Origin of the sequence: Brachybacterium sp. AOP3-A1-3 (assembly GCF_052378285.1) — a bacterium.
Classification (GTDB): domain Bacteria; phylum Actinomycetota; class Actinomycetes; order Actinomycetales; family Dermabacteraceae; genus Brachybacterium.
Map to the genome: position 1 here is coordinate 236,380 of NZ_JBQSXM010000001.1, position 25,257 is coordinate 261,636.

General features: G+C 70.9%; 20 protein-coding genes and 1 tRNA gene. 10 read left to right on the forward strand and 11 right to left on the reverse strand.

Going from position 1 to position 25,257, the window contains the following annotated elements; translation table 11 throughout:
• Nucleotides 1-159: 159 nt before the first annotated feature.
• From ACT3T5_RS01075 to ACT3T5_RS01085, 3 genes are read right to left on the reverse strand one after another with little or no spacing between them, the layout of a single operon-like run.
• The gene (locus ACT3T5_RS01075; protein ID WP_444576341.1) at nt 160-1,599 is read right to left on the reverse strand and encodes an alpha/beta fold hydrolase; all 1,440 of its coding nucleotides are present in this window, start codon (nt 1,597-1,599) and stop codon (nt 160-162) included.
• Nucleotides 1,596-3,797 carry a prolyl oligopeptidase family serine peptidase gene (locus ACT3T5_RS01080; RefSeq protein WP_444593337.1) on the reverse strand — a complete coding sequence of 734 codons (2,202 nt, stop codon included), beginning with the start codon at nt 3,795-3,797 and terminating at the stop codon, nt 1,596-1,598. Before ACT3T5_RS01080 ends, ACT3T5_RS01075 begins: the two co-directional genes overlap by 4 nt.
• A complete protein-coding gene (locus ACT3T5_RS01085) occupies nt 3,794-4,459 on the reverse strand; it encodes a hypothetical protein (protein ID WP_444593338.1) in 666 nt (221 codons plus the stop codon). The genes ACT3T5_RS01080 and ACT3T5_RS01085 overlap by 4 nt, the downstream gene beginning before the upstream one ends.
• 76 nt (nt 4,460-4,535) lie before the next feature.
• Between ACT3T5_RS01085 and ACT3T5_RS01090 the strand changes: the two genes are divergently transcribed.
• The gene (locus ACT3T5_RS01090) at nt 4,536-5,759 is read left to right on the forward strand and encodes a glycoside hydrolase family 3 N-terminal domain-containing protein (RefSeq protein WP_444593339.1); all 1,224 of its coding nucleotides are present in this window, start codon (nt 4,536-4,538) and stop codon (nt 5,757-5,759) included.
• Between the two features lie 3 nt (nt 5,760-5,762).
• On the opposite strand, the gene thiD is transcribed toward ACT3T5_RS01090, so the two are convergent.
• The gene (gene thiD / locus ACT3T5_RS01095) at nt 5,763-6,641 is read right to left on the reverse strand and encodes a bifunctional hydroxymethylpyrimidine kinase/phosphomethylpyrimidine kinase (RefSeq protein ID WP_444593340.1); all 879 of its coding nucleotides are present in this window, start codon (nt 6,639-6,641) and stop codon (nt 5,763-5,765) included.
• A 296-nt stretch (nt 6,642-6,937) separates the two neighbouring features.
• Between thiD and ACT3T5_RS01100 the strand changes: the two genes are divergently transcribed.
• Nucleotides 6,938-7,867 (forward strand): hypothetical protein, encoded by a 930-nt coding sequence (locus ACT3T5_RS01100; RefSeq protein ID WP_444593341.1) that lies wholly within the window; start codon nt 6,938-6,940, stop codon nt 7,865-7,867.
• A complete protein-coding gene (locus ACT3T5_RS01105; protein WP_444593342.1) occupies nt 7,864-8,631 on the forward strand; it encodes a hypothetical protein in 768 nt (255 codons plus the stop codon). The genes ACT3T5_RS01100 and ACT3T5_RS01105 overlap by 4 nt, the downstream gene beginning before the upstream one ends.
• 63 nt (nt 8,632-8,694) lie before the next feature.
• Here ACT3T5_RS01105 and cls read toward each other — a convergent pair whose 3' ends face one another.
• From cls to ACT3T5_RS01125, 4 genes are all read right to left on the reverse strand, one after another.
• Entirely contained in the window at nt 8,695-10,182 is a 1,488-nt protein-coding gene (cls, locus tag ACT3T5_RS01110) for a cardiolipin synthase (protein WP_444593343.1), read from the reverse strand.
• A 102-nt stretch (nt 10,183-10,284) separates the two neighbouring features.
• Entirely contained in the window at nt 10,285-11,169 is an 885-nt protein-coding gene (locus ACT3T5_RS01115) for a Bax inhibitor-1/YccA family protein (RefSeq protein ID WP_444593344.1), read from the reverse strand.
• A 170-nt stretch (nt 11,170-11,339) separates the two neighbouring features.
• Nucleotides 11,340-12,473 carry a trans-sulfuration enzyme family protein gene (locus ACT3T5_RS01120; protein ID WP_444593345.1) on the reverse strand — a complete coding sequence of 378 codons (1,134 nt, stop codon included), beginning with the start codon at nt 12,471-12,473 and terminating at the stop codon, nt 11,340-11,342.
• Nucleotides 12,474-12,716: 243 nt separating this feature from the next.
• Nucleotides 12,717-14,027 (reverse strand): MFS transporter, encoded by a 1,311-nt coding sequence (locus ACT3T5_RS01125; protein ID WP_444593346.1) that lies wholly within the window; start codon nt 14,025-14,027, stop codon nt 12,717-12,719.
• Nucleotides 14,028-14,162: 135 nt separating this feature from the next.
• Between ACT3T5_RS01125 and ACT3T5_RS01130 the strand changes: the two genes are divergently transcribed.
• Both ACT3T5_RS01130 and ACT3T5_RS01135 read left to right on the forward strand, forming a co-directional pair.
• On the forward strand, nt 14,163-15,266 hold the full coding sequence (locus ACT3T5_RS01130; protein WP_443343439.1) for an ROK family protein: 1,104 nt from the start codon (nt 14,163-14,165) through the stop codon (nt 15,264-15,266).
• Between the two features lie 4 nt (nt 15,267-15,270).
• Nucleotides 15,271-16,296, forward strand: coding sequence for a phosphotransferase family protein (locus tag ACT3T5_RS01135; protein WP_444593347.1), 1,026 nt, complete (start codon nt 15,271-15,273; stop codon nt 16,294-16,296).
• A gap of 2 nt (nt 16,297-16,298) precedes the next feature.
• Here ACT3T5_RS01135 and ACT3T5_RS01140 read toward each other — a convergent pair whose 3' ends face one another.
• Together ACT3T5_RS01140 and ACT3T5_RS01145 are read right to left on the reverse strand one after the other, a co-directional pair.
• Nucleotides 16,299-17,048 (reverse strand): YggS family pyridoxal phosphate-dependent enzyme, encoded by a 750-nt coding sequence (locus ACT3T5_RS01140; RefSeq protein WP_444576360.1) that lies wholly within the window; start codon nt 17,046-17,048, stop codon nt 16,299-16,301.
• Between the two features lie 76 nt (nt 17,049-17,124).
• Nucleotides 17,125-17,198: transfer RNA gene (locus ACT3T5_RS01145), tRNA-Leu, on the reverse strand.
• Between the two features lie 68 nt (nt 17,199-17,266).
• Between ACT3T5_RS01145 and ACT3T5_RS01150 the strand changes: the two genes are divergently transcribed.
• The 3 genes from ACT3T5_RS01150 to ACT3T5_RS01160 all read left to right on the forward strand — a co-directional run bounded on the left by ACT3T5_RS01150 (nt 17,267) and on the right by ACT3T5_RS01160 (nt 20,358).
• Complete coding sequence (locus ACT3T5_RS01150) at nt 17,267-19,429, forward strand: helicase-associated domain-containing protein (RefSeq protein WP_444593348.1); 2,163 nt, start codon at nt 17,267-17,269, stop codon at nt 19,427-19,429.
• 170 nt (nt 19,430-19,599) lie between these two features.
• Nucleotides 19,600-19,872: a hypothetical protein gene (locus ACT3T5_RS01155; protein WP_443343431.1), complete on the forward strand. Its 273-nt coding sequence runs from the start codon at nt 19,600-19,602 to the stop codon at nt 19,870-19,872.
• Nucleotides 19,873-20,073: 201 nt separating this feature from the next.
• A complete protein-coding gene (locus ACT3T5_RS01160; RefSeq protein WP_443343429.1) occupies nt 20,074-20,358 on the forward strand; it encodes a hypothetical protein in 285 nt (94 codons plus the stop codon).
• Between the two features lie 141 nt (nt 20,359-20,499).
• Here ACT3T5_RS01160 and gndA read toward each other — a convergent pair whose 3' ends face one another.
• Complete coding sequence (gene gndA / locus ACT3T5_RS01165; RefSeq protein ID WP_444576362.1) at nt 20,500-21,960, reverse strand: NADP-dependent phosphogluconate dehydrogenase; 1,461 nt, start codon at nt 21,958-21,960, stop codon at nt 20,500-20,502.
• A 387-nt stretch (nt 21,961-22,347) separates the two neighbouring features.
• On the opposite strand from gndA, the gene ACT3T5_RS01170 reads away from it, so the two are divergent.
• Nucleotides 22,348-23,352: a hypothetical protein gene (locus ACT3T5_RS01170; protein WP_444576363.1), complete on the forward strand. Its 1,005-nt coding sequence runs from the start codon at nt 22,348-22,350 to the stop codon at nt 23,350-23,352.
• 161 nt (nt 23,353-23,513) lie between these two features.
• Nucleotides 23,514-25,169, forward strand: a complete 1,656-nt coding sequence (locus tag ACT3T5_RS01175) for a DNA repair helicase XPB (protein ID WP_444593349.1) — start codon at nt 23,514-23,516, stop codon at nt 25,167-25,169.
• The last annotated feature ends 88 nt before the right edge of the window (nt 25,170-25,257 follow it).

Consider the following 25,257-nt stretch of genomic DNA (forward strand, 5'->3'; position numbering starts at 1 on the left):
CTCCCCTGCTCGCGACCGGCCTCCAGGATATGCGCCCCCAGGGTCGATCGGCAGGCCGTCCGACAGGAATCCTTCGCTGCCAGGGCATCCCTCCCGAGTGCCGGGCTGGGCCGAGCCGAGCCGAGCCGAGCCGGGCCTGACAGCCCGGACGAGGAACGCTCAGTCGAGCTTCACGTGCCGAGTGCGGCGGGACCGGGGGTCCACCTGGGCCTGCTCCCGCTTCGCCCGGGCGGACTCCACACGGATCCGCCACGGGGAGTACCGTTCCGCGGCCAGTGCGATCTGGAGGCCGCGGGAGAGCGCCTGATCCGTCGGGGTCGCCGGAAGCGCCGCGAGCTCGTGCGCGTGCTCCGGCAGCAGATGAGCCGCCCCGCAGGCGCTCCAGCGGGCCGCGACCTGCGTGATCTGGCTGCGGGTGTCGAGCATCGAGTGGCCGGCCCCGGGGACCTCGAGCAGTCGCGCCCCGGGGATCCGTGCCGTGAGCTCCCGGGCGATCCGCGGCGGGGAGATGAGGTCCTGCGACCCGGTGATCACCAGGGTGGGGGCGGTGATCGCCGGGGCGAGCGCATGCAGATCGAGCACTTCGCCGGTGAACGGCGGCACCGTACGGGACTTCTCGCCGGAGATGACCAGCGGATCCAACGGCCCGCCATCGGCATGGTGCCCCACCCCTAGCTCGGTGTGAAGGATGCGCGCGGTCAGGTCGTACTCCATGACGTACGGCGTGGACTGCAGCCAGTCCCGGTTCAGCACCTGCCGCACGCTGTTCCAGGTGAGCTGGCCGCGACCCACCGCGAGCAGGTCCACGAGGTCGCGCACGGCCGTCGGTCCGCCGTGCTCGTGCACGGCCAGCACCACCGGGCCCGCCCGATGACCGTCCACGACGCCCTCCGCCACGAGCCGGCGCAGCGTCGACGCGGTCGTCGAGGTGGCCGGCACGGTGCCATCCCAGTACATCGCCCGCAGCGTCTCCTGCGCGATCCTCTCGTCGTCCGCGCTGGTCAGCGGGGAGTCCAGGACGAGGGAATGCACTCGTTCGGGGTGCAGCACGGCGAACGCCTGGGCCAGGTAGGCGCCGTAGCCCACGCCGTACAGCGCGACCTGCGGGGCCCGGGCGTGGTCCAGCACCGCGAGCAGGTCACCGAGCACCTCGCGCAGGGTCATGGCATGGGGCGGGAGGTCATGGCCCTCCGCGTCGAGGCGCGAGAGGCCCACGCCCCGATGCTCCATCATGAGCACGTCGAGTCCGCGCCCGGCGAGGCCGCGACGAAAGACGTCATAGGGCAGCACCGAGGCCCGGTCCGGCCCGTCGGGCAGCAGCAGCACGGGCACGTCCGGTCGTGCCGCCGACGGCCGCGGGGCACCGGCCGATGCGCCGTCGGACGCACCGTTGGACGCACCGACCGTCTCACCGGCCGCCGCCCTCCGTCGCCGCGAGATGCGACGGGGGACGGTCCGCGCATAGCGCAGCGGGAACAGGCGGTCGTCGTCGGACGAGATCTCGCGGTAGACCGTCATCAGGTCGTTGCGGATCTGCAGCAGATCGTCCTGCGCCGGACGATCGAAGAGGTCGCTGGAGCGCACGCCGGGGAGCTTCACGAGCCGATCGTGCTCCACAGGAAGGTGTACAGCAGGGCGTTCATCCGAGCCGCCTGCTCGTTGGTGGCCGCGCCGCCGTGCCCGCCCTCGGTGTTCTCCCACGAGCGCACATCCGCCCCGAGGGACTCCATCGCGGCCGCGAACTTGCGGGCGTGGCCGGGATGGACCCGGTCATCGCGCGTGGAGGTGAGCAGGAACGTCGGCGGGTACTGCCGCTCCGGATCCTCGCGCAGCAGGTGGTACGGGCTGAAGGTGCGGATGTACTCCCAGTCCTCGGTGTCCGGGTCACCGTACTCGGCCATCCAGGAGTAGCCGGCGAGCAGATGGTTGTAGCGCTTCATGTCCAGCAGCGGCACCTGGATGATGACCGCACCGAACAGCTCAGGGTACTGGGCGACCATGTTCCCGGTGAGCAGGCCGCCGTTGGAGCCGCCGCGCACCGCGAGATGGTCCCGGTCGGTGACGCCGCGCTCCACGAGGTCCCGCCCCACCGAGGCGAAGTCCTCGTACGCACGATGCCGGTTCTCCTTGAGCGCCGCCTGGTGCCAGCGCGGCCCGTACTCGCCGCCGCCGCGGATGTTCGCCAGCACGTAGGTGCCGCCGCGCTCCAGCCAGGCCTTGCCGATCGCCCCGAGGTAGCTCGGCGTCAGGGAGATCTCGAAGCCGCCGTACCCGTACAGCAGGGTCGGCGAGGGCTGCTCGGATTCCACGGCGTCGGTGCTCGAGATCTCGAAGTACGGGATCCGGGTGCCGTCATCGCTCGTCGCGAAGTGCTGGCTGACCTCCAGGCCCGTGGTGTCGAAGCGGGCCGGCGTCGACTTGATGATCTCGAGCTCGCTGGGCTCGCCACCCTCGGCGACCTCCGAGAGGTCACCCAGATGCAGCGTCGTGGGCTCGATGAAGCCGGTCACGGTCACCCAGATCCGATCATCGACGTCCGAGTCCACGGCCGCGACCCCGATCGAGCCCTGCAGCTCGGGGTAGAGGTCCCGGCTCACCCAGGCGCCGTCCTCGTCGCGGGTGTGGACCTCCAGGCGGTGCACGACGTCCTCGAGGATGGTCAGCACCACCGCGGACTTCGTGATGGTCATCCCCTCCAGCGAGGTGCTCTCGGTGGGCTCGAACAGCACGTGCAGCTCGGGCTCGCCGCGCTGGAAGCTGTCGAAGTCGCCGACGACGAGCGACCCCGAGAGGTACGTCGTCCCGTCGAACTCCCAGTCGCTGCGCGGGGCGAAGATGCCCAGGTCGCGATGCGCGGTGGCGTCGAGGTCGTGGGGCACATCGAGGGTGGTGAGCGCCGGCGGCTCCTGGGCGCGGTCCACGAGATGGACCGTGTTGTCGTAGAAGGCGTGCGCCTCGATCACCCAGTCGCGCTCCCAGCCGGGGGTGGAGTCGTGGGCGGCGAACACGGCCATGTCGTTCTCGGCGACCTCGTGCACCAGGAGCGCCTCGTCCAGCGGGGTGCCGCGGCTCCACAGGCGGGCCTGGCGCGCGTAGCCCGAGCTGGTCAGTGTGCCCTCTCCGAAGTCGGTCGACGCCCAGACCGTGTCCACGTCGATCCAGCCCAGGCTCCCCTTGGCCTCGGGGCGGTAGAACCCTCCCTCGGCCTCGGGCACGAAGGAGAGGGTCTCGAGGTCGAACTCGCGGGTGACGTCGGCGTCGGAGCCGCCGTGGGAGAGGTCGATCAGCGCGTGCCGGTAGGGCTCGCCGTCCTCGAGGCCGACGGGGCGCAGCAGGCTCGCGCCGTGCCACACCCAGTCCTCGCCCTCGGCCTCGTTGAGCGCATCGACGTCCAGCAGGATCTCCCAGTCGGGGGCGTCCGTGCGGTACGACTCCAGCGTGGTGCGGCGCCACAGCCCGCGCTCGTGCTCGCCGTCGGTCCAGAAGTTGTAGAGGTGCTCACCGCGCAGCACCACGCCCGGGATCCGGTCCGTCGCGTCGAGGATCTCGAGGATCTCGCGCTGCAGGGTCTGCGCGAGCGGTGCGTCGTCGGCGGCGTCGGATCCGACGGGATCCCGCACCGCGTCGAGCTCGGACTCCGCGGCGGCGTTGTGCTCACGCACCCAGGCCAGGGCCTTCTCCCCGGTCACGTCCTCGAGCCACTCGTGAGGGTCGGTCGAGCCGTCGGGGGCGGGGAGCTGGGCGGCGTTCGTGCTCTGCGAGGCGGCGGGTGTGCTCTGCGAGGCGGCGTCGGTCATCGGGTCTCCTTCAGGAGGTCGTCAGGGGAGGACAGGAAGTCTGTGAGGATCCGGCTCCAGGCGGATTTCCAGGCGTCGCGCGCGGCCTCGGTCTCGAGGCCCTTGTGCCCGATGCCCAGCGTGCTGCGCGGCCCGGTCGCGTTCGCCCCGGTCGAGGCAGTCGTGGTCGACGTGGTCGTGGCCGAGGTGGTCGTGGTCGACGTGGTCGTGGCCGGGCTGCTCTTCGCCGTGATGTTCACGGAGGCCCGGCTCCCGTCGGTCACCCCGGCGCGCCAATAGCGCCAGGTCGCGGTGTCGCTGAGGCGGGGGTCCTCGAGACCCAGCTGCTCGCGCCGCGCGGGCGTCATGAAACGCGACCAGCGCTCCCGCACCGCGTCAGGGTCCCCGGGGACGGTCCGGGAGGCGGAGACGGAGAAGTCGCCGTCGCCGCTCTGCCCCACCACCCGCCGACCGATGACCTGCTCGTACGCCACCGTGACGCCCTGTGCCCACCACTCGGTGATGTCCCAGCGCTCGGGCAGCAGGCGGGCGATGGCGGCGTGGTCGAGATCGGGACCACCGGCCTCGGCGATCCGCTGCACCCAGGTCTCCAGCGCGGTGCCGGTCCCGGCCTCGATCGAGGCAGCCCGGGGGTGGTCCCGGGGCGACGTCTCGGTGTTCATGGGGCCACCCTACGGGGCGTCCGGTGCGCCACATCACAGCACTCTGAGTGACGGTCCGACATGGAACACTGGCGCCATGCGACGACGTCATCTCCTGGCTCTTGCCCCCACGGCCGCGCTCGCCGCCTGCACCGCGCCCGGCGGGGACTCCGGGACCGATCCGGCGACGGACGGGTCCAACGATTCCGGCGGCTCCTCGGACGACGGGACGGGCTCGTCCGCGGGGAAGGATCCCTCCGACGACCCGACGACGGACCCCACCCCGGAGCCGACGGCCGCCGAGCTGCTGCTGGAGGAGCTGGAGCCGCGCGAGCTGGCCGGGCAGCTGGTCATGGTCGGCATCCCGGCCGGCACCGAGATCCCCCGGGACGTGCTCGAAGAGCACCATGCCGGCGGGATCTTCCTGCTGCAGGTGTGGGAGAGCGCCGACGAGGTCGATGCCACGGTGGCCGCCGCCCAGGAGGGCTCGCGCTCCGACCTGCCCCCGCTGATCGCCGTCGACCAGGAGGGCGGGCAGGTGAGGATGCTGCGCGGGGACGCCGCCCGCAAGACCCCGTCGGCCGAGACCCTCGGGCGGGACGGCACGGACGCCGTCGCCGAGGCGTACACGAGCATCGGCGAGGATCTCGCCGCACGCGGCATCCAGGTGGCCTTCTCCCCCGTCGCCGACGTCGTGGACCCCGCGCTGGGTGACGACAACGCGCCCGTCGGCGCGCTGGGCCGCGGCTTCGGCACGGATCCCGAGCAGGTCGGCGAGTGCGTGGCCGCCGCGGTCGAGGCGCTCGACGGCCAGGGGGTCGCAGCGACCCTCAAGCACTTCCCGGGCCTGGGCCGGGTCCGCGAGAACACCGACTTCTCGGCGGAAGGCATCGAGGACCCCGTCACCGGACCCGACGACCCGTTCCTGGACTCCTTCACCGCCGGGATCGACGCCGGCGCGCAGCTGGTGATGATGTCCTCGGCGATCTACCCGCAGCTCGAGGAGGGTGTGCCCGCGATGTTCTCGCGCGCCGCGATCCAGGACCTGCTGCGCGACCAGCTCGGCTTCACCGGACTCGTGGTCACGGACGACATCGGGGCCGCGAAGGCCGTCGCCGACGTCCCCGTCGCCGAACGGGCCACGCGCCCGCTCGCCGCCGGCGGAGACGTGGTGATCACGGCCGATGCCTCGCTCACCGGTCAGCTGGTCGACGCGCTCGAGGAGTGGGCTGCGGAGGACCCCGCGAACAAGGAACGCGTCAAGGAGTCCGCCCTGCGGGTCCTCACCCTCAAGGAGCAGCTCGGGCTGCTCACGAGCTGACGATCACGCCTTGTCGAGTGTGATCAGGTGGTTCAGCGGGCTGTAGCCGGTACCGCCGTGGCGGGAGACCTTCCAGCCCTGCGCGTTCTCGATGGCGCTCGCGAGGAACTCCCGGGCCGAGGCCACGATCGTCACGAGGTCGTCCTGGCTGCCGGCGTCACCGATCTCCCCGAGCTCCCCGGCACGGCTGAACTCCTCGATCCGGGCGAGCTGCGCCGTGATCGCGGCGGAGAGGGTCGACCCGGCGCCGCGCACGAACCGTCCGGACACGCGCTCGGCTCGCAGCAGATCGGTGCCACCGGGATGGACGAGGACGTCGACCGCGTCGTCGTGCTCCAGGCGTCCGCCGGTGACCAGCACGGCCTGCGGTCCCAGCGCCTTCAGAGCCAGCGCCTGCTCCCGCATCTCGTCGATCGAGGTGGCCACCGGCCTGCCCAGCAGCTGGGCCGCCTCGGCCATGTTCGGGGTGAGCACGTCGACCAGCGGCACCAAGGACTCACGCAGCGCCGTCGCACCCTCCGCGGAGATCAGCGCCGAGCCGTCGCTGCCCACCATCACGGGGTCCAGGACGAGACGGCCCAGCGCACCGCGGTGCTCCCGCACCGCGGTCGCGACGGACTCGACGACGGCCGCACTGCCCAGGGCGCCGATCTTGGTGGCGTCCAGCAGGAGGTCCGTGGCGACGGCGTCGATCTGGCTGCGCACCACCTCACCGGGCAGGTAGTGGATGCCCTGGAGCCCCTGCGAGTTCACCGTGGAGACCATGGTGACGGCGCTCGCCCCATAGGCGCCGAGCGCCGTGAAGGTCTTCAGATCCGCCTGGAGGCCGGAGGCCCCATCGGAATCGGAGCTGGCGATCGTCAGGACGAGGGGTGGGCGCATGCGGACTCCATCTATCGGTGCCGGGACCGGAGCGAGGTCTCCGTCGGCCAGTGCCCGGAGAGTATCAACCGCACCTGCTCCCGGTGACCGGGACCTGCTGGTGGCCCCGCCGGTCGTGACGCTGGGCCCCGGCTGGCCGTGACGCTGTTCCTCCGGCTGGTCATGACACCGTCCATCCCGCTGGTCGTCCCTGTGCTGGAGGGGCGGGCGTCGCATGCGAGAATCACCCGGGGACACGGGGTCCTCTTCAGGGATCCCTCGACGGGGCAGGGGCCCTCCGCGCCGGGGAGGTGGCGATGACTCAGGATCCGCACAGCGGCGATCAGCGAACACCGAGCTCCGGCCTGCCCGACTTCAGCGATCACGATCCGCATGCCCTGTCCGGGTCTGGGCCCGCCGAGAACGGCGTGACCCTGGGCGAACCCGGCGAACGGGCCCGCCACCGGACCCTGACCACCGTGCTGGCCGTCGTCGGCTCCGGTGTCGTGCTGCTCGCCGTGGTCGCTCTCGTGCTCTCGCAGACGGTGCTCCGCTCCGTGCTCGAGGAGCACGATCCCACCGCCTTCAAGACCGGCGAGCGGACCGGCAGCGGCCAGTCGGAGTACGTGCCCGATCCCGAGGATCCCGACCTCGCGCCTCCCCCGCCGATCTTCACGGAGAAGCCGACCACGGACTGCACCTTCCCGAGCGACCCCGGCACGCCCCCGCCCGCCGACCCCGGCACGATCCGCGGCGGCGATCTCCAGTACACGATTCCCGACACCTGGGACTACCCGTGGGGCTCGAGCGCTCTCCCCTACATGTCCGAGGTCAATGCCCAGGGACGCCAGGTCGAGGACTCCTGGTTCAGCGTCGTGAACCTCGGTCGTGTGGTCTGGCCGAAGGAGGAGGGCGGCTATCCCGGACTGGAGAAGGCCGCGGTCGCGATCTTCCAGTGCTATGCGACCACGTCCGGGGTCGTCGCCTATTTCGGGGATCACCCGAAGGTCACCGACTACCGGTCCGAGGTCATCACGGTCGACGGCCATCAGGCGTGGATCGTGCAGGCCACCTACTACTTCGAGGACCCCGAGATCCTCGCGACCACGAACTCCTCGGTGGTGACCGCCATCGTGGTCGAAGGACCTGACGGGCCCAGCGCCCTGGCCAGCGACGTCGCCGCCGACCAGCCCGAGCACGTGCAGGAGCTCGAGGACATCATCGCGAGCCTCGAGGTCGTCGGATGACGACCCGTCGGGCCGGCGGAGGTCGCGGCAACGCCCTGCTGCTCGGCGGGCTCGCCTTCTCCCTCGTCTTCCTGCTCATCGTCGGCGCCACCGTGGCCTACCTGGTGCTGCGGCACGGTCCGAGCAGCGGTCCCGACGGGCAGAGCGCCTCCTCCAGCGCCTCCGCGACCTCGACGGACTCCGAGCCGCCCACCCCGACGGACGTCGTCGAGGAGCGCTGCTACGCCCCCGAGTACGAGCGGACCTCGACCAATCCCTCGGGGAAGCTGCGCGGCGGAGGCCTCCAGTTCATCCCCCCGGCCGTGTTCGACGGGCGCAAGAGCGAAGGGCCCGCGTTCTTCCTGAACGACACCCAGGTCGCGTCCGCGCTGGTCGAGGAGGGGTGGATCTCGACGATCACGGTCGGATCGGTCGACTGGCAGTCCGGGGTCGAGTACCCGGGCAACGAGATCGCCTCCCAGAAGATCGCGAAGTGCTTCTTCACCAACGGCGACTGGGGGGACAACCGTGCCCGCGAGCGCACCTGGGACGAGGAGACCACCACCCCGGTGACCATCGCCGGGATGCCCGGCTACACCACGCGGGCCGTCGTGAACTTCGGCTCCGATGACCTCAAGACGACCGACGCCACCGAGATCGTCGTGGTAGTGCTCGAGACCGAGCAGGGCCCCAGCGCCCTCGCCCTCGAGACCGCCATCGGGGTCACCGACCACGAGGAGGCGGCCGATGCCGCCCTGGAGTCCCTCACCGGGCTGGGCAGCTGACCGCCTCCGCTCCCCCGCTCAGAGCACTCCGGCTCGGAGTTGCCCTGCTCGGAGCTCTTCTGCTCAGACCACCGCCGAGGCGAGCCGGCAGAGGTTGTCCAGCAGCCGCATCGGCACGGGCCGCTGCTCCCATTCCTCGAGCGTCAGCTGCCGGCTGCGCGAACGGTAGACGTCCTCCACGTCGTACACCTTCTGGATGAAGTCGGAGCCGCCGACCATCATCGAGCTCTCCATGTCCAGCAGGAACGAGCGGATGTCCATGTTGGAAGAGCCGATCACGCTCACCGAGTCGTCGATGGTGACGTGCTTGGCGTGCAGGATCGTCGGCGCCCGGTAGAGCCATATCTTCACCCCGGCCGCGAGGAGCTCGGAGTAGTAGGAGCGCTGGGCGTGGAAGACCAGGAACTGGTCGCCGATCTCGGAGACGAACAGCTCGACCTCGACGCCGCGGCGCGCCGCGGTCACGATCGCCGCGAGCATCGACTCGTCCGGGACGAAGTAGGGGCTGACCGCGCTGATGCGTCGGTCCGCCGAGTAGAACAGCTGGTTGAACAGGGCGAGGTTGTTCTCGAACACGAAGCCCGGACCGCTCGGGACCAGCTGGCATTCGTAGGTGCCGGAGGTGTCGACCGGGGCCTGGACCAGATCGGCCTCGGTGAGCATCTCGGTGGACTCGTAGTACCAGTCCGTCGCGAACAGCAGGTTCATCTCCGAGACGATGGGTCCGCGGAAGCGGGCCATCGTCTCCTGCCAGTGCAGACCCCGACGGATGTTGGCGCGCTTGTTGTAGTGCGGGGCGATGATGTTCTGGCTTCCCATCCACCCGATCTGGCCGTCGACCATGAGCAGCTTGCGGTGGTTGCGCAGGTCGGGCCGCTGGAAGGCTCCGTCGCGGAAGGGTTTGACCGGCATCATCGGGTAGTGCTCGATGCCGTGGGCGTCGAGGTGGCGACGCATCGCCCGATAGACCGAGCCGTGGGTGAGCGAGGCCCAGTGGTCGTACAGCACCCGGACCTTCACGCCACGAGCGGCGGACTCCGCGAGGGCATCGAAGAAGTCCTGGGTGGTCGTATCCAGAGCCATCGCGAAGAACAGGACGTGCACTTCGCTCTCGGCGGCGCGGATGTCCTCGGCCATGCGGGACAGCGAGGTGTCGTAGTCGATCTCGAGATCCGCGGAGTTGTTCCCGGTGAGCGGGAACGCGCCGAGCTCGCGGTTCAGGTTCACCGCGGACTGCAGCCAGCTCGGCGAATCGGCATCGAGCTCGCTGTCGGGGATGTCGTGCGCCCGCACATGCATCAGACGGTTGATGATCTTCTGCTTCTCTCGTCGCTTCCGCGGCAGCTGCGCCTTGCCCAGCAGCTGGTACTGCGGGATGCCGAGGAGCGGGAAGATCATGATCGCCATCAGCCAGGCGAGGGCTGATCCGGGCCGACGGTTCCGCGGGACCACCACGAGGCCGAGGATCCGCAGGATCACGTCGATCGCCAGAAAGATGTACGTGATGACGACGACGCCGTGGTCGAGCACCCACTGCCACAGCTCGGCCATCGGGAACACCTCTCTGTCGGGAACGGAACGGCGGGCCCCCGAGGAGGGGACCCGCCGTTCCAGCATACGGGCGGCGCACGGAGCGCTCGCCGATCGACGCTGTCAGTCGCCGCGGAGGATCGCGAGGATCCGCAGGATCTCGACGTACAGCCACACCATGGTGGCGGCGAGCCCGAAGGCGCAGCGCCAGGCGTAGTTGCGCGGCGCGCCCGAGTTCGCGGCGCGCTGGACGTCCTCGAAGTCCATCACGAGGCAGTACGAGGCCATCACGACGGCGAGGCCGCCGATGATCAGGCCGATCAGCCCGTTGCGCAGGCTCTGCCCGGTCATGAGCAGGTACCCGATGTTCACGACGCCGAAGATCAGGTAGGCGACCATCGCCACGGAGACGATCTTGGTGAGCTTCGGGGAGGTGCGCAGGATGCCCATCCGGAACAGCACCAGGACGGTGCCGGCCACGGCGAGCGTGCCGAGCACGGCCTGCAGGGCGATGCCCGGGTAGGCGAGCTCCATGATGCCGCTGATGCCGCCGAGGAGCAGACCCTCGAACACGGCGTAGGCGAGCACCGCGATCGCCGAGGGCTGCTTCTTGAAGATGTTGATCATCGCGGTGACCAGGCCACCGATGAGGCCGACGACCAGGGCGGCCCCGGCGATCAGGGTGCCCAGCTGCTGACCCTCGGGGCCGGCGACGGCGCCGAGCACCGCCGGGGCGATCCCGACGGCGAAGCCGACGACGACGATGAGGCCCAGGGTCGCGGTGATCGCGTTCAGGGCGTCGCGCATCGTCATGCGGCCGGTGTCGTGGCCGGTCGCGGCCGGCCTGCTGTACATGGCCTCGAGGTTGTCGGGGCTCTGCTGGTCGAAGCCCTGGGACCATTGGGTCCCCGGGGCCGGGCCGCTCTGCGACTGACCGAACTGGGGGGCGCTGTAGTTCTGCCCCTGCACGGCCTGGTCACGGCCGAACACGATGTTGTGGCGTGCCATGGCGCTCCTCACGAGAGAGATGGTGGGCCGACGTCAGGGACGGAGGGCACCGTTCCCTGGCGCGCCGACTCCCTTACTGTATCGGCGTTTCCCGTGCCTGGGCTGGAAGCCCGCTCCGCCCTCAGCGAGATGTGCCCCCGCGGGAAGTGCACCTCAGCGGGAGGTGCCCCTCAGCGGGCGGCGGCGAGCGCCTGGTCGAGGTCCTCGAGGAGATCGGCCACGTCCTCGATGCCGACGGACAGCCGCAGCAGCTCGTCGGAGATGCCTGCGTTCTCCCGGGCCTGCGGCGTCATGGCCTCGTGGGTCATGGTCGCCGGGCGGCAGATCAACGACTCCACCCCGCCGAGGCTCACGGCATAGCCGGGATAGCGCAGGGCGCGCAGGAAAGCGACGCGGTCCAGCGCGGGGGCGAGCTCGAAGGAGAGCACCGCGCCGGTGCCGGTGGCCTGCCCGGCATGGATGCGGGCCTCGTCCTCGCTGTGGGAGCCGGGGTACCAGACCTGGGCGATGTCGTGGTGGGCCCGCAGATGGTCCACGATCGCGACGGCGTTGGCCTGCTGGCGCTCCAGACGCAGCGGGAGGGTCTTGATGCCCTGGATCAGGCGGAAGGAATCCCCCGGGGAGAGCACCCCGCCCTGCGCCTTCTGGGCCAGGGCGTAGGCCTCGGCGAGGCTCTCGTCGTTCGTGGTGATCGCGCCGGCCAGGAGGTCGGAGTGCCCGGCGAGGTACTTCGTGGCGGATTGGACGACGACGTCGGCCCCGAGCTCGAGCGGGCGCTGCAGCACGGGCGTCATGAAGGTGTTGTCGACGATCACGATCGCCCCGTGGCTGTGGGCGAGCTCGGTGAGGCGGCGCAGGTCGGTGATCCGCAGCGTCGGGTTCGCCGGGGTCTCCATGAAGATCGCCCTGGTGGCGGGGGTGAAGTCCTCGTCGGTGAGCGCGTCGAGGTCGTCCACGAACTTCCCGGTGATGCCGCGGCCCGGGAGCACGAGGTCCACGAAGCGATAGGTGCCGCCGTAGACGCTCGCCGGCAGGATCACCTCGTCACCCACCTCGAGGGTGGACAGCGCGGCGGCCGTGGCGGCCATGCCGGAGGCGAAGGCGAAGCCGTGGGCGGCGCCGTCGAGCGTGGCCAGCACGGTCTCGAGCTGGGCCCGGGTGGGGTTGGCGCCGCGCTGGTAGGCGTAGCTGCCGTCCTCGCGGCCCGGGTCGAGCTCGAACGTCGAGGCGAGGTGGATCGGCGGGACCACGGCACCGTGCTCATGGTGCCGGAGGGTCTGCACGGCGGCGGTCTGGATATGCACGGGGCCTCCACGGTCTCTGCGTCACGGTGTCTGCGTCGGTCCGGGAACCCCGGCGCGGGATGGCCCGGGCGCCGCCGGACGGCGCTCCTCCACTGTAGGCACGCGGGGGTCCCGCGCCGGGAGCCGGATGACCGAGTATGACGAGCTCCGGGGCGGACGTCGGGGCGCAGATCGGCCGACCGGATGCGCAGGGGCCCGGCCCTCCCGAGGGAGTGGCCGGGCCCGGTCGAGTGGTGGTGGTTCTCAGACGGAGACGGGCTCGACGACGGGGAGCGAGCCGGTCATGGTGTCCTCGTGCTGGCTGAGGACCTCGAGGGTCCGGCGGGCGCGCACCCGCAGGCCCACCAGGGTCCCGACCACGAGGGTGAAGCCGACGCACGCGAGCGCGATCGCGACGACCATCGGTGCCTCGTAGCCGAAGCCGGCGGCGATCACCGCGCCGCCGAGGGAGGCGCCGAGGGCGTTGGCGACGTTGAAGGCGGCGTGGTTCAGCGAGGCGCCGAGCACCTCGGAGCGGTGTGCCACGCGGATCAGCCAGGTCTGCATCGCCGGGTTGAGGGACGCGTTCGCGGCGTTGACGAGGAAGAACCCGACCAGCAGGGCGACCAGCGAGGTGTGCGCGACCAGGAACAGGCCCACGAGTGCGGCGATGTAGATCGGGAAGCCGATCATGAGGGTCCGGTTCAGGGAGCGGTCGGTGGCGGCACCGCCGACGAGGTTGCCGACGGTCATGCCGAGCCCGGCGGCGGCGAGCACCCACGGGACGGCGGTCGCCGGGGCGCCGGTGACCTTGGTGGTGATGTCGGCGACGTAGCTGAACACGGCGAACCCACCGGCGAAACCCACCGCGGCGATGCCCATGATGATCCACAGCTGCAGCCGCTTCAGTGCCACGACCTCCTCGACCATGCGCCGGCCGACGACCTTCGGCTCATGGGGGATGGTGCGCTTCAGGGCCACCACGGTGGTCACGAAGACCAGGGTGATCAGGAGGTAGACCGCGCGCCAGCCGGCGACCTGGCCCACGGCGGTCAGCACGGGCACGCCGAGCAGGTTCGCGACCGTGAGGCCCGACAGGGCGAGGGCGACGCCCTTGCCCTGATTGCCGGGACCCATGAGGGAGGCGGCCAGGAGGGAGGCGACCCCGAAGTAGGCGCCGTGCGGGATGCCTGCGACGAAGCGGGCGAGCACGGTCAGCTCGAACGTGGGCATGACCGCCGAGAGCACGGCGCCGGCGGCGAGCGCGGCGGCGAGCGCGATGATCATCGAGGAGCGGCTCCAGCGCACGGAGAGCACGGCGAGGATCGGGGCGCCGACCACGACGCCCAGGGCGTAGGCGGAGATCGCGATGCCGGCCTTGGCGATGCCGCCCTCGGGGTCGGCGGCCATCTGGTCGCCGAGCAGGCCGTGCGCGATCCCGGGCAGCAGGCCCATGGTCACGAACTCGGAGGATCCGATGCCGAACCCGCCGAGCGCGATCGCGAGCAGTGCCAGCCGGCGTCGGGCGGGGGTCAGCGGGGGCGGTGCGGTGCGGATGTCGTCGATGGTGGTCATGGGTGCCTCGACCTTTCGGATGCGGGTGTTCAGGGGCGGGCTCCATCGACCCGGCATCCAGAGTAAGGCAACGCTGTTGCGTTACGTCAAGGGGGAGGGTTCCGGATCTGGATCACACCTCGGCCACGTGCGAGGATGACCGGCGTGAGACCGACAACTCCGCTGGACCGCGTCGCCGGCGCCCATGACGCCGCCGTGCTCGCCGTCGCCCGCCGCGGTGACCCCGTCTCCCGCGCCGAGCTGGCGGAGGCGCTCCAGGTCACACCCCAGGCGATCTCGAAGATCATGGCGCGCCTGATGGGCCGCGGGCTGATCGCCGAGGCCGGCACGCTCACCGCGGGACCCGGCAAGCCGACCACCCTCTATCGCATCGTGCCGTCCTCACGCAGAGCGATCGGCCTGCACCTGACCCGCTCCCGGGTGCACGGCGTGGTCGTGGACCTCAGCGGAGAGATCCTCGAACGCCGCGAGCTCGAGATCGGCCGCCTGCAGCCCGTGCCCGAGCTGATCGCGACCCTCGCCTCCGAGGCACGCGCCCTCGCCGAGGTGGGCCCCGGAGTGCTGCTGGGCGCCGGAATCGGCATGCCCGGCCCGGTCGACTGGGCCGAGGGCGTCTACCGCGGGACCTCCGAGCCGGATCCCTGGCGCGGGGCGGAGATCCGCCGCCTGCTCCTGGAGGAGCTGGGGCTCCCCGTGCTCCTGGACCATGATTCCCGCGCCGCACTCGTGGGCGAGACCTGGTCCCAGCCGGGCCTGCTCCACGACGCCGCCCTGGTGCTGGTCGAGGACGGTCTCGGGGCGAGCTTGTGCCTCGACGGCACGATCATCCGCGGCGCCCACTCCCATGCCGGCGAGGCCGGCCACACGGTGGTGCGGATGGGAGGGACCCCCTGCACCTGCGGCCGACGCGGCTGCGCGCAGGCCGAGTACCAGGCCGCCCTCGCCGCCGACGACGAGGAGCTCGCCGCACAGGTGCTCGCCACGATCGTCGTGGACATCGTGCGCCTGGTCGACGTGGACCGCGTGGTCCTCGGCGGCCGCACCGTCTACTCCCACCACGAGTCGTCCATGAATGCGATCCGCGCGGCGCTGGCCGAGGGCCTGCACGCCGAGCCCTGGGTCCACGTCGAGGTGATGCTCTCCACGCGCGGCACGGACCTCATCGCCGTCGGCGCCGCCTGCGAGGTCCTCGAGCACGAGTACGGGATCCCCCAAGCACTCGTCGGCCCCGGATCCTGACATGGTGACCACGGCGCCCGTGGGCGATCCGGCCGAGAGCGATCCGACCGAGGGCGAGCCCGCCGCCGATCCGGCGCTGCTGAGGACTCTGACCGCTGCCGGGCTGCCGGCTCGGGGTCGCTTCCGCTCCCAGGGCGGCTGGGTCAGCCGCGCATGGGTCGGCGAGGACCATGTGGTCCGGCTGAGCGACGGACGGTTCCGCGACGCCTATCCCCACGAGGCCGCGGTCGTCGGCCTGCTCGAGGGCACCGAGGTCCCTCACGCCCCGCACATCGCGCACGGGGACGGGCCCGACGGGCCGTGGTACGTCTCCGAACGGCTGCCCGGCCGCACCTTGCATGCGGCGTGGCCGCAGGCGGATCCGTCCACGCGCCGCGCCCTGATCGAGAGCCTCGGCTCGGCGCTGCGAGCCCTGCACTCGGTGCCTGCCCCGGAGGACCTGCGTCCACCTTGGCTGATCGACGCGCTCGCCGGTGAGCCATGGCCCGCGTACCACCCGCCGATGGTGAGTGCGGCGCAGGAGCAGGTCGAGGCCGCCCGGCGTCGACCCGGTCATGACGCGCGCCTGCTCGCGGACGTCGCCGCCTGGCTCGAGGACCGGGTGGGGCTGTTCGCGAACGATCCCCACGTTCTCGTCCACGGCGATCTGCACGGGTCCAATGTGATGGTCGATCAGGGGCGCGTCACCGGGCTCATCGACTTCGCCGAAGCGTCGGCCCAGCCGGCGGACGCCGAGCTCGACACGCTCCTGCGCTGGTGCGCGCGGGCCGAGGAGTTCCCGCCCACGCCCGGTGGGCGAGGGCTCGAGGGAACCACGCTCGCCGAGGTCCCCCGGTGGCTGCACGGCGCCTATCCGGAGCTGTTCGAGCGGGAGCACCTGCGCGACCGGCTGAACGTCTACGACCTGTACATGGAGCTCGCGATCTACGCGCACCATCCGGAGCCCGGCCCGCGCCGCACAGCACACACACGTCTCACCGATCTGCTCCGCGGCCACAACCATCTGGACGGGCTCCTCGAACAGCTCTGAGGTCAGGAACGAGCGCCGAAGATCGCCGAGCCCACGCGCACGATGGTCGCGCCCTCCTCGACCGCGATCTCGAGATCCCCGCTCATCCCCATCGACAGCTGCTCGAGCCCGGGCACATCACGCTGCTCGCGGGCCTGGTCACGCAGTTCTCGCAGCCCGCGCAGGGAGGCTCGCACCTGGTCGGCGTCGCTGGTGTTGGCGCCGATGGTCATCAGGCCCACGGGCCGCAGATGCTCGCTCGCCCGCAGGCGATCCAGGATCGGGCCGACGGACTCCAGCGTCGGGGCGAACCCGCCCTTCGACTCCTCCCCCGAGGTGTTGACCTGCACGAGCACTTCACGCACCAGTCCGGCCAGGACGGCACGGCGCTCGAGCGCGTCGGCGATGTCCTCGCGGTCCACGCTGTGGATCAGCTCGGCGAAGGCGACCACGTCACGAGCCTTGTTGGTCTGGAGGCGGCCGATGAAGTGCCGTGGCACCCCGTTGTCCACGAGCAGCGGATCCGCATGCTTGGCGATCTCCTGGGCCCGGTTCTCCCCCACCGCGATCTCGCGACCGCGCTCCCGCAGCATCTCGATCACCGTGGCGATCTCCTGCGGCGTGCGAGTCTTGGTGGCCAGCAGCAGGGTTATCGATCGGCCGTCGCGCCCGCTGCGCTCGGCGGCCTCGTCGATGCGGGCGAGCACCCCGTCGAGACGGGAGGAGAGCTGATCGGAGGAGGGCTGGTCAGAGTCGGACGGGTCGACGGTCATGCCCTCCATTGTGGCCCGGAACGACCGGTCACCGGGAATCGGGCGGGAACCGTCGGCGACTGCACCGGACACCACGTGCCCCCAGCGGGACTCGAACCCGCACTGTGCCGCTTTTAAGGCGGCCGCCTCTGCCGATTGGGCTATGGGGGCTGGCCCGCGCGATCCGTCCGGACCGCGTGCACCCAGCACTGCGGAATCACTTTATGCTGGATCGCACCATGACCGCTGTGATCCGGTCCCTCGCGGACTCCCTGCGACGGTTCGGCGATGACCGCCTGGAGGCGCTGCTCCTCGCCCGACCGGATCTCGCCTCGCCCGTTCCCAAGGGGCTGGGCCCCCTCGCAGCCCGTGCCGCCGGTGCCACGTCGGCGCGTCGGGCGCTCGGGGCGCTCACCCTCCCGGAACTGCATCTGGTCGAGGCCCTCGCCGTGCTCGAGGACGGCGTCGCCCCGGCGGACCTCGCGGCGGCGGTCTCCTCGGATCCGGCCACCATCTCCCCCGCCCTCGAGCGCCTGACCACCCTCGCCGTGGTCTGGGGCGAGGACGAGCTGCACCTGATCCGCCCATTGCGCGAAGGACTCCGCACCCCGGCGGGCCTCGCCCCCGCCACCCCGGACGATCCGACAGCGGCCGAGGCGGAACGCCGGGTGGTCGCCGCCCGCGAGACCCTGTCCGAGGTCCTGGAGACCCTGGCCTGGGGCCCGTCGACCGTGGAAGGCAGGGGCCGTCTCGCTGCCGCTCTGCAGGGAGCCGGCATCGTCGTGGCCGATGGCGAGGGCACGCTGCACATCCCCCGCACCGTCCAGCTGGCGCTCCGCGACGGCCGTGTCCGGCGCAGCCACGCCGCGCTGCGACCCTCCCCCAGCGGCTCCCCGCTCACCGAGCGCATCCCCGGCTCCCGCTCCGCCCAGGCCGTCGAGCGGGCCTTCGAAGCCCTACGGCTGCTGGGGACCGTGCGCGGATTCGACGAGGATCCACCGGGGGTGCTGCGCAAGGGCGGGCTGCCCCAGCGCGACCTGCGCCGCCTCGCCGACCGCGCTGGCACGACCACCATCACCTACGCCACCGTGCTGCAGTCCGCCTGGCAGGCCGGGCTGATCGGCCATGACGGGCAGGAATGGCATCCCACCCGGGACTGGGACGCCCACCGCGTCCAGGCCGCCGAGCAGCGTTGGGCGGAGCTTGTCCTGGCCTGGGCGCTCGGCCACCACCTCGCAGCCGTGGTCGGCACGCCCGACGCCGCGGGCGCGAACCGCTCCCTGCTCTCGGACCTCACCCGGCGTGACGGCGTGCGCACCCGTCGCGGCAGCCTGCTGCGCACCCTGCGCACCTGCCCCGGTCTCAGCATCGACGAGGACTCCCTGGCGCTCTCCCTGGCCTGGGCGTTCCCCCTCGTCCCCGCCGACGTGATCGAGGAGGAGACCGCCGCGCTGCTCGTGGAGGGCGAAGCGCTCGGCGTGCTCGATGACGGGGCGCTGACCGTGCTCGGCCAGGAGCTGGTGCTCGCGCTGGACGAGGACGTCACCCAGGCCGATGCCCGCCTCGCCGGAGCACTGCGCACAGCGGCCCCCGCCCCGGTGGACGAGGTGCTGCTGGACGCGGATCTCACCGTCGTCGTCCCGGGACGGCCCGCAGAGCGTCTGCTGCCCCTGCTGGACTGGGCGGAGGTCGTCTCCCGCGGAGGCGCGCTCACGCTGCGGTTCAGCACCGCCTCCGTCCGCCGGGCCCTGGGGTCGGGGCGTGATGCGGAGGCCCTGCTGGCTCTCCTGAAGAGCTCCTCGCGATCCCCGATCCCGCAGGGGCTGAGCTACCTGCTGCAGGACGAGCAGCGTCGTCACGGACGGATCCAGATCTCCCGAGCCACCACGGTGCTCACGGCAGACGCCGAGGTGCTCGATCTCCTGCAGGTCGCTCCCGAGGCTGCGGCGCTGTCGCTGCATCGCCTCGCCCCGACCGTCGCCGTGACCCTCTCCGACCCCGGCTTCGCCCTGCAGATGGCGCGCGCGGCCGGGCTCTCCCCGCAGGCGGTGGGTCCCGACGGCAGCGCCGCCGGCCCCGAGCTCGCGCACTCCCTGCCCGGCGGCCCGGTCGACCCGGACCTGGTCACCGTCGACGGACCCGATCTGCGGGTCCCGGCGTTCGAGGCCGTCGGCAGGATCCGGGCGGCGGAGGCCGGCGCGACCGACCTGTCGGTCACCGACCGTGTGCTCGAGGCGATCGCGCAGGAGAGCGAGATCGCGATCGGGATCGTCGACGGACGCGGCGGAGTGGTCGTGAAGCAGGTGCATGCGCTGTCCCTCGAGGGCGGCCGGCTGCGGGCCCGCGAGACGGGGAGCCCCGAGGAGTTCACCGTGCTCGTGCACAGGGTGACGCTGGGCTGACCTGACCGGCAGCCCACCGAACCGACCCATGGGGACTATTCCCCATAGCGGCGCCCCTCCTCCTTCACGTTAGAATTCGCTCGCCAGGAACGGAATGTCGAGAACATCCGGCCTGGGGAACGGGCGCATCTGCGGGCCCGGGATAGTGATCATCAGGAAGAAGGAATCCCATGACCATGCCCACCTCGAGCTTCGACATCGAGAAGATCAAGAAGAGCGCGCTCATCGCGACCATCGTCGGATTCGTCTGCGGCGGCGCGATCCCTGGGGTCCTCGGCCTCCTCGGCTACCTCAAGGCTGACACCGAGCCGGACACGGCGAAGAAGTTCACCAAGTGGGCCTGGATCGCCTTCATCATCATGTGGATCATCGCGATCATCATCATCGTCATCAACGTGATCGCCGCGATCGCACTGGTCAACAGCGCACCCACCACATACTGACTGATCAAGAATTCATCGATCTGCCCGTTCTGAGAGATTGCTCGACAACCCGGCGGATCCACGGACGTGGGGACTGCTCCCCATAGCGCATCAGGGTCTTCTCAGGGTTATGATTCCTCCCGACGTCGAGCGGGATCTCCGCGGCGACTGATGACACGTTCAGGGGACTCAACCCTTAGGAACCTCGAAGGGACCACCATCATGACCAACCCGAACTTCGCTCCTGCCGCGCCGACCGGAGGCGCCCCCGTCAAGAAGACCAAGTGGATCGTCCAGCTGATCGTCTCGATCCTCTGCGGCGGCAACATCATCACCCTGGTCCTCGCGATCGTCGGACTCGTCAAGGCGGATACCGACCTCCCGCTGGCGAACAAGCTCTACAAGTGGGGTTGGATCGTCTTCGCGATCATCTGGATCCTCTACATCATCCTGATCGTGATCGTGATCGCCACCGGGGGACTCTCCGCGAGCGTCAACACGTACTGATCTGCGGATCGAGGCGCGGAGGAGTCACCGCTGGCCCGCCAGCAGCATGAGGAAGGCCCGGACCGAAACGGTCCGGGCCTTCCTCATGTCCCTGTACGGAGCGGACGACCAGTCCCGACCGGTCGTCCGCTCCGAGGCGGATCAGTCCTGCTTGGTCTCGCGACGATCCTCGGACCACTCCACGTGGAAGGTGCCCTCGGCGTCGACGCGCTGGTAGGTGTGCGCACCGAAGTAGTCGCGCTGGGCCTGGACCAGGGCGGCGGGGAGGCGCTCGGAGCGCACCGCGTCGTAGTACGACAGGGTCGAGGCGAACACCGGCACCGGGTAGCCGCTGGCGGCCGCGAAGGCCACCACACGACGCCACGCCGGGATGCACTTGGCGATCTCGGTGGTGAAGTACTCGTCCGAGAGCAGCAGCGGCAGCTTCGCGTCGCGCTCGTAGGCCTCGGTGATGCGGTTGAGGAAGCGGGCGCGGATGATGCAGCCCCCGCGCCAGATGCGGGCCATCGCGCCGAGGTCGATGTCCCAGCCGTACTCTGCAGCGCCGGCCGCGATCTCGTCGAAGCCCTGCGAGTAGGAGACCAGCTTCGCGGCGTAGAGCGCCTTCTGCAGGTCGTCGATGAACTGGGCCTCGTCGGCGATCTCGAGGGTCTGCGCCTCGGCGGGGAGCACCTTGCGGCCGGCCTCGCGCTGCGGCGTGGAGCCGGAGACGGAGCGGGCGAAGGTGGCCTCGGCGATGCCGGTGACCGGGACGCCGAGGTCCAGGGCCGTCTGCACGGTCCAGGCGCCGGTGCCCTTCTGGGCGGCGCGGTCGAGGATGACGTCCACGAACGGCTTGCCGGAGGTGACATCGGTGTGGTGGAGCACCTCGGCGGTGATCTCGATGAGGAACGACTCGAGGTCGCCCTTGTTCCACTCGGCGAACACGTCGCCGATCTCGCCGGCGTTCTTGCCCAGGGCCTTGGACATGAGGTCGTAGGCCTCGGAGATGACCTGCATGTCGGCATACTCGATGCCGTTGTGGACCATCTTCACGAAGTGGCCGGCGCCATCGGCACCGACGTGGGTGCAGCAGGGGTCGCCGTCGACGTGCGCGGAGATCTTCTCGAGCATCGGGCCGAGGCGCTCGTAGGACTGCTTGGTGCCGCCGGGCATGATCGAGGGGCCGTTGAGGGCACCCTCCTCGCCGCCGGAGACGCCGGAGCCCACGAAGTGCAGGCCCTTCTCACGCAGATCGGCCTCACGACGACGGGTGTCGCCGAACAGAGCGTTGCCGGCGTCGACGATGATGTCGCCCTCGTCCATCAGACCGGCGAGCTCGTCGATCACGGCGTCGGTGGGCTTGCCGGCCTTGACCATGATGATCGCGACGCGCGGCTTCTGCAGGGAGGCGACGAAGTCGGACATCGACTCCGAGGGGTAGAACTCGCCGTCGGTGCCGTGATCGGCCATGACCTTCTCGGTCTTGCCGACGCTGCGGTTGTGGAGCGCGACCTTGAAGCCGTTGCGGGCGAAGTTGCGGGCCAGGTTGGAGCCCATCACCGCCATTCCGGTGACACCGATGTCCGCGACATCGGCGGGGGACGGAGCGAAGCTAGCCATGGGTTCTCCTCAGATCAGGTGACTGTCGGGCCGGGCCGGACCGCATCGTCGAAGACGTCGACGGGCTGCGGGGCCCGGTCCATCGCCACCCATTCTAGTGAAAAGCCCACGGGGGTAGCCCCACGTGCCAGGGCTTGCCGTGGTGCGGTGCCTGGGACGCACCGGGGAGCACGTCGTGGGGCGCTTCGTACTCCACGGATTCGAGGCGGTCGACTCCCTCCGTCCGTCGACCGGGATCGTCCGATCGTCGGGTATCGCCGAGGGCGGCCCCGCCCGTACCGTGTACCTGCGTGCGCCGCGGAACGGCGCCGCGAGCCGAGCCGCTTCGGCCCCTGAGGACCGGCCTGCACGGGCCGGGACGCCGCGACCGTGAGAGAGACCCGACACATGACAGTCCCCCCGCCCCCGCACGAACCCTCCCCGTACGGACAGTCCGCCCAGCCGGGAGGGGCGAGCCCTCATGGACAGCCCTCCCCTGCCGGCGACTACGGCCAGCCGTCCCCAGCCGGGTCCTACGGCCAGCCCTCCGCAGCAGACCCTTACGGACAGGCGTCGCCCGCGGCGGCCTACGGCCAGCCGTCTCCCGCCGGGGCCTACGGGCAGCCGGCGCCTGCGGGCCAGGCGGGCCAGCCCGGCCCCTCGCACGATGCCGCGTGGGGGCTGCAGGATGGCCAGGTCGGGTCGGGCGTTCCCGCTCCTGGGCAGGACCTCGGCGCAGATCTGGGGGCCGCCCTCAAGTTCGCCGGCAACGGGTTGCTGCGCAACTGGGTGACCTACCTGGTCAGCGGGCTGATCTTCTGCCTCATCTACCTGGTGCTCATCGGCGGCGGGCTCGGCGTCGGGATCGCACTGATGATCCCGCAGCTCGACGGAGCAGCGACTTCCGACACCGCCGAGTTCGGCGCGATCATGACTCTGTACGGAGCACTTTTCGTGGGCGCTCTGCTGTGCATGCCCTTCTCCCTGCTCTGGCAGTCGGGCGCGGCCCGCTCCGCCGAGATCGTCCGTGAGGGCGGTCGCCCGTCGATCGGCCAGGCGATGATCGGGCCGGGACGGGTGATCCTCACGGCTCTCCTGTACGGCGTGATCGTGTTCGTCGGCATGCTTCTGCTCTACATCCCCGGCCTCATCGCCGCGGTGCTCTTCATGTTCGCGGTCCCCGCTGCGCTCCGCGGCGCGTCCCCCGGGAACGCGCTCAAGGAGAGCATGACGCTGGTCCGCGCGAACCTGGGCACGTCGATCGTCGCCTACCTCGTGCTCATGGTGATCACGTCGGTCGCCTCCGCGGTCATGCTCCCCCTCCTCGTGCTCACCCCGTTCATGCTGCTCTTCGAGCTCGGGATGTACGAGCGGCTGAACCGCCGAGAGCTCCCCGAGCCCGCGAAGGCCTGAGCCCCGCGCCGTCGACGGCCCTGCGGTCCGGCGGGCCGACCGACTGGCAGGCCATCTGGCCGACAGGCCGACGGGCCGACGGGCCGACGGGCCGACGGGGAGTGTCCCGGCACACCCCGTCGGCCCGTCGCCGTCCCGCCCCTGCGGCGTAGCCTGAGGGGATGACCGACGGCCCCCTCATCGTCCAGAGCGACAAGTCCCTCCTGCTCGAGGTGGGACACCCCGGAGCGCAGTCCGCCCGCGCCTCGATCGCCGCCTTCGCCGAGCTCGAACGGGCCCCCGAGCACGTCCACACCTACCGCATCACCGACCTCGGCCTGTGGAACGCGCGCGCCGCCGGGTACGACGCGGAATCCGTGGTCGCGGCCCTCGTGGACAACTCCCGCTACCCGGTCCCCCATTCGCTGCTCATCGATGTCGCGGACACGATGGACCGCTACGGCCGGCTGCAGCTGCGAGCAGACCCCACCCACGGACTCGTGCTCCACGCCCTGGACCGTGCGGTGCTCGAGGAGGTCTCGCGGGCGAAGCGGATCCAGGGCATGCTGGGCGACCGTCTCGACGAGTCGACCGTGCTCGTGCACCCCTCCGAGCGCGGAGCCCTGAAGCAGGCGCTCCTCAAGCTCGGCTGGCCGGCGGAGGACCTGGCCGGGTACGTCGACGGCGAGGCGCATCCCATCGCGCTGCGCGAGGACGGCTGGCAGCTGCGGCCCTATCAGGCCGAGGCCGTGGACGGCTTCCGCCATGGCGGCAGCGGAGTCGTCGTGCTCCCCTGCGGCGCCGGCAAGACCCTGGTGGGCGCGGCCGCGATGGCGGCGATGCAGCGCACCACCCTCATCCTCGTCACCTCCACGGTCTCCGCACGGCAGTGGAAGAGCGAGCTGCTGCGCCGCACCGACCTCACCGAGGACGAGATCGGCGAGTACTCCGGAGCCACCAAGGAGATCCGTCCCGTCACCATCGCCACCTACCAGGTGCTCACGATGAAGCGGAAGGGCATCCATCCCCACCTCGAGCTCATGAGCGCCCGCGACTGGGGACTCATCGTGTACGACGAGGTGCATCTGCTGCCCGCGCCCGTCTTCCGCATGACCGCCGATCTGCAGGCCCGTCGGCGGCTGGGGCTCACGGCGACGCTCGTGCGCGAGGACGGCCGCGAGGGCGAGGTGTTCTCCCTGATCGGCCCCAAGCGCTACGACGCCCCCTGGAAGGACATCGAGGCCCAGGGCTACATCGCCCCCGCGGACTGCACCGAGGTGCGGGTCGCGATGCCGGCCGACGACCGCATGGCGTACGCGATGGCCGAGGCCGCCGATCGACCCCGGCTGGGGGCGGCCCATCCGGCCAAGAACGCCGTCGTGGAGCGGATCGCCGCTCGGCACGAGGGCGAGCCGATGCTCGTGATCGGGCAGTACATCGACCAGCTGGAGGAGCTCGCCGCCCATCTCGACGCCGAGCTCATCACCGGCAAGACCCCGGTGCGGCGCCGCCAGGAGCTGTTCGACGCCTTCCGCGCCGGAGAGCTCACCCGCCTGGTGGTCTCGAAGGTCGCGAACTTCTCGATCGACCTCCCCGAGGCATCTGTCGCCGTGCAGGTCAGCGGCGCCTTCGGTTCTCGTCAGGAAGAAGCCCAGCGGCTGGGTCGCCTCCTGCGCCCGAAGGCCGACGGCCGCACCGCACACTTCTACACGGTCGTCATGCGCGACACGCAGGACCAGGACTTCGCGGCGCACCGCCAGCGCTTCCTCGCCGAGCAGGGCTACGCCTACACGATCCTGGACGCCGACCAGCTGGACGCACCGGCCGCTACGAACTGAGGACTCCCGGACTGAGCGTTCCCGGAGCGGACGCTCGGAATCGCTAGAGTGTGCTCAGCGGCGACCTTCCTCCGAAGGCCGCTCGGGA

Excerpts from the sequence above, each read along its gene's own strand:
- ACT3T5_RS01080 (WP_444593337.1), bottom strand. The coding sequence starts at position 3,797 with ATGACCGACGCCGCCTCGCAGAGCACACCCGCCGCCTCGCAGAGCACG.
- ACT3T5_RS01085 (WP_444593338.1), bottom strand. The coding sequence starts at position 4,459 with ATGAACACCGAGACGTCGCCCCGGGACCACCCCCGGGCTGCCTCGATC.
- ACT3T5_RS01090 (WP_444593339.1), top strand. The coding sequence starts at position 4,536 with ATGCGACGACGTCATCTCCTGGCTCTTGCCCCCACGGCCGCGCTCGCC.
- thiD (WP_444593340.1), bottom strand. The coding sequence starts at position 6,641 with ATGCGCCCACCCCTCGTCCTGACGATCGCCAGCTCCGATTCCGATGGG.
- ACT3T5_RS01100 (WP_444593341.1), top strand. The coding sequence starts at position 6,938 with ATGACTCAGGATCCGCACAGCGGCGATCAGCGAACACCGAGCTCCGGC.
- ACT3T5_RS01105 (WP_444593342.1), top strand. The coding sequence starts at position 7,864 with ATGACGACCCGTCGGGCCGGCGGAGGTCGCGGCAACGCCCTGCTGCTC.
- cls (WP_444593343.1), bottom strand. The coding sequence starts at position 10,182 with ATGGCCGAGCTGTGGCAGTGGGTGCTCGACCACGGCGTCGTCGTCATC.
- ACT3T5_RS01115 (WP_444593344.1), bottom strand. The coding sequence starts at position 11,169 with ATGGCACGCCACAACATCGTGTTCGGCCGTGACCAGGCCGTGCAGGGG.
- ACT3T5_RS01125 (WP_444593346.1), bottom strand. The coding sequence starts at position 14,027 with ATGACCACCATCGACGACATCCGCACCGCACCGCCCCCGCTGACCCCC.
- ACT3T5_RS01130 (WP_443343439.1), top strand. The coding sequence starts at position 14,163 with ATGACCGGCGTGAGACCGACAACTCCGCTGGACCGCGTCGCCGGCGCC.
- ACT3T5_RS01140 (WP_444576360.1), bottom strand. The coding sequence starts at position 17,048 with ATGACCGTCGACCCGTCCGACTCTGACCAGCCCTCCTCCGATCAGCTC.
- ACT3T5_RS01150 (WP_444593348.1), top strand. The coding sequence starts at position 17,267 with ATGACCGCTGTGATCCGGTCCCTCGCGGACTCCCTGCGACGGTTCGGC.
- ACT3T5_RS01155 (WP_443343431.1), top strand. The coding sequence starts at position 19,600 with ATGACCATGCCCACCTCGAGCTTCGACATCGAGAAGATCAAGAAGAGC.
- ACT3T5_RS01160 (WP_443343429.1), top strand. The coding sequence starts at position 20,074 with ATGACCAACCCGAACTTCGCTCCTGCCGCGCCGACCGGAGGCGCCCCC.
- gndA (WP_444576362.1), bottom strand. The coding sequence starts at position 21,960 with ATGGCTAGCTTCGCTCCGTCCCCCGCCGATGTCGCGGACATCGGTGTC.
- ACT3T5_RS01170 (WP_444576363.1), top strand. The coding sequence starts at position 22,348 with ATGACAGTCCCCCCGCCCCCGCACGAACCCTCCCCGTACGGACAGTCC.
- ACT3T5_RS01175 (WP_444593349.1), top strand. The coding sequence starts at position 23,514 with ATGACCGACGGCCCCCTCATCGTCCAGAGCGACAAGTCCCTCCTGCTC.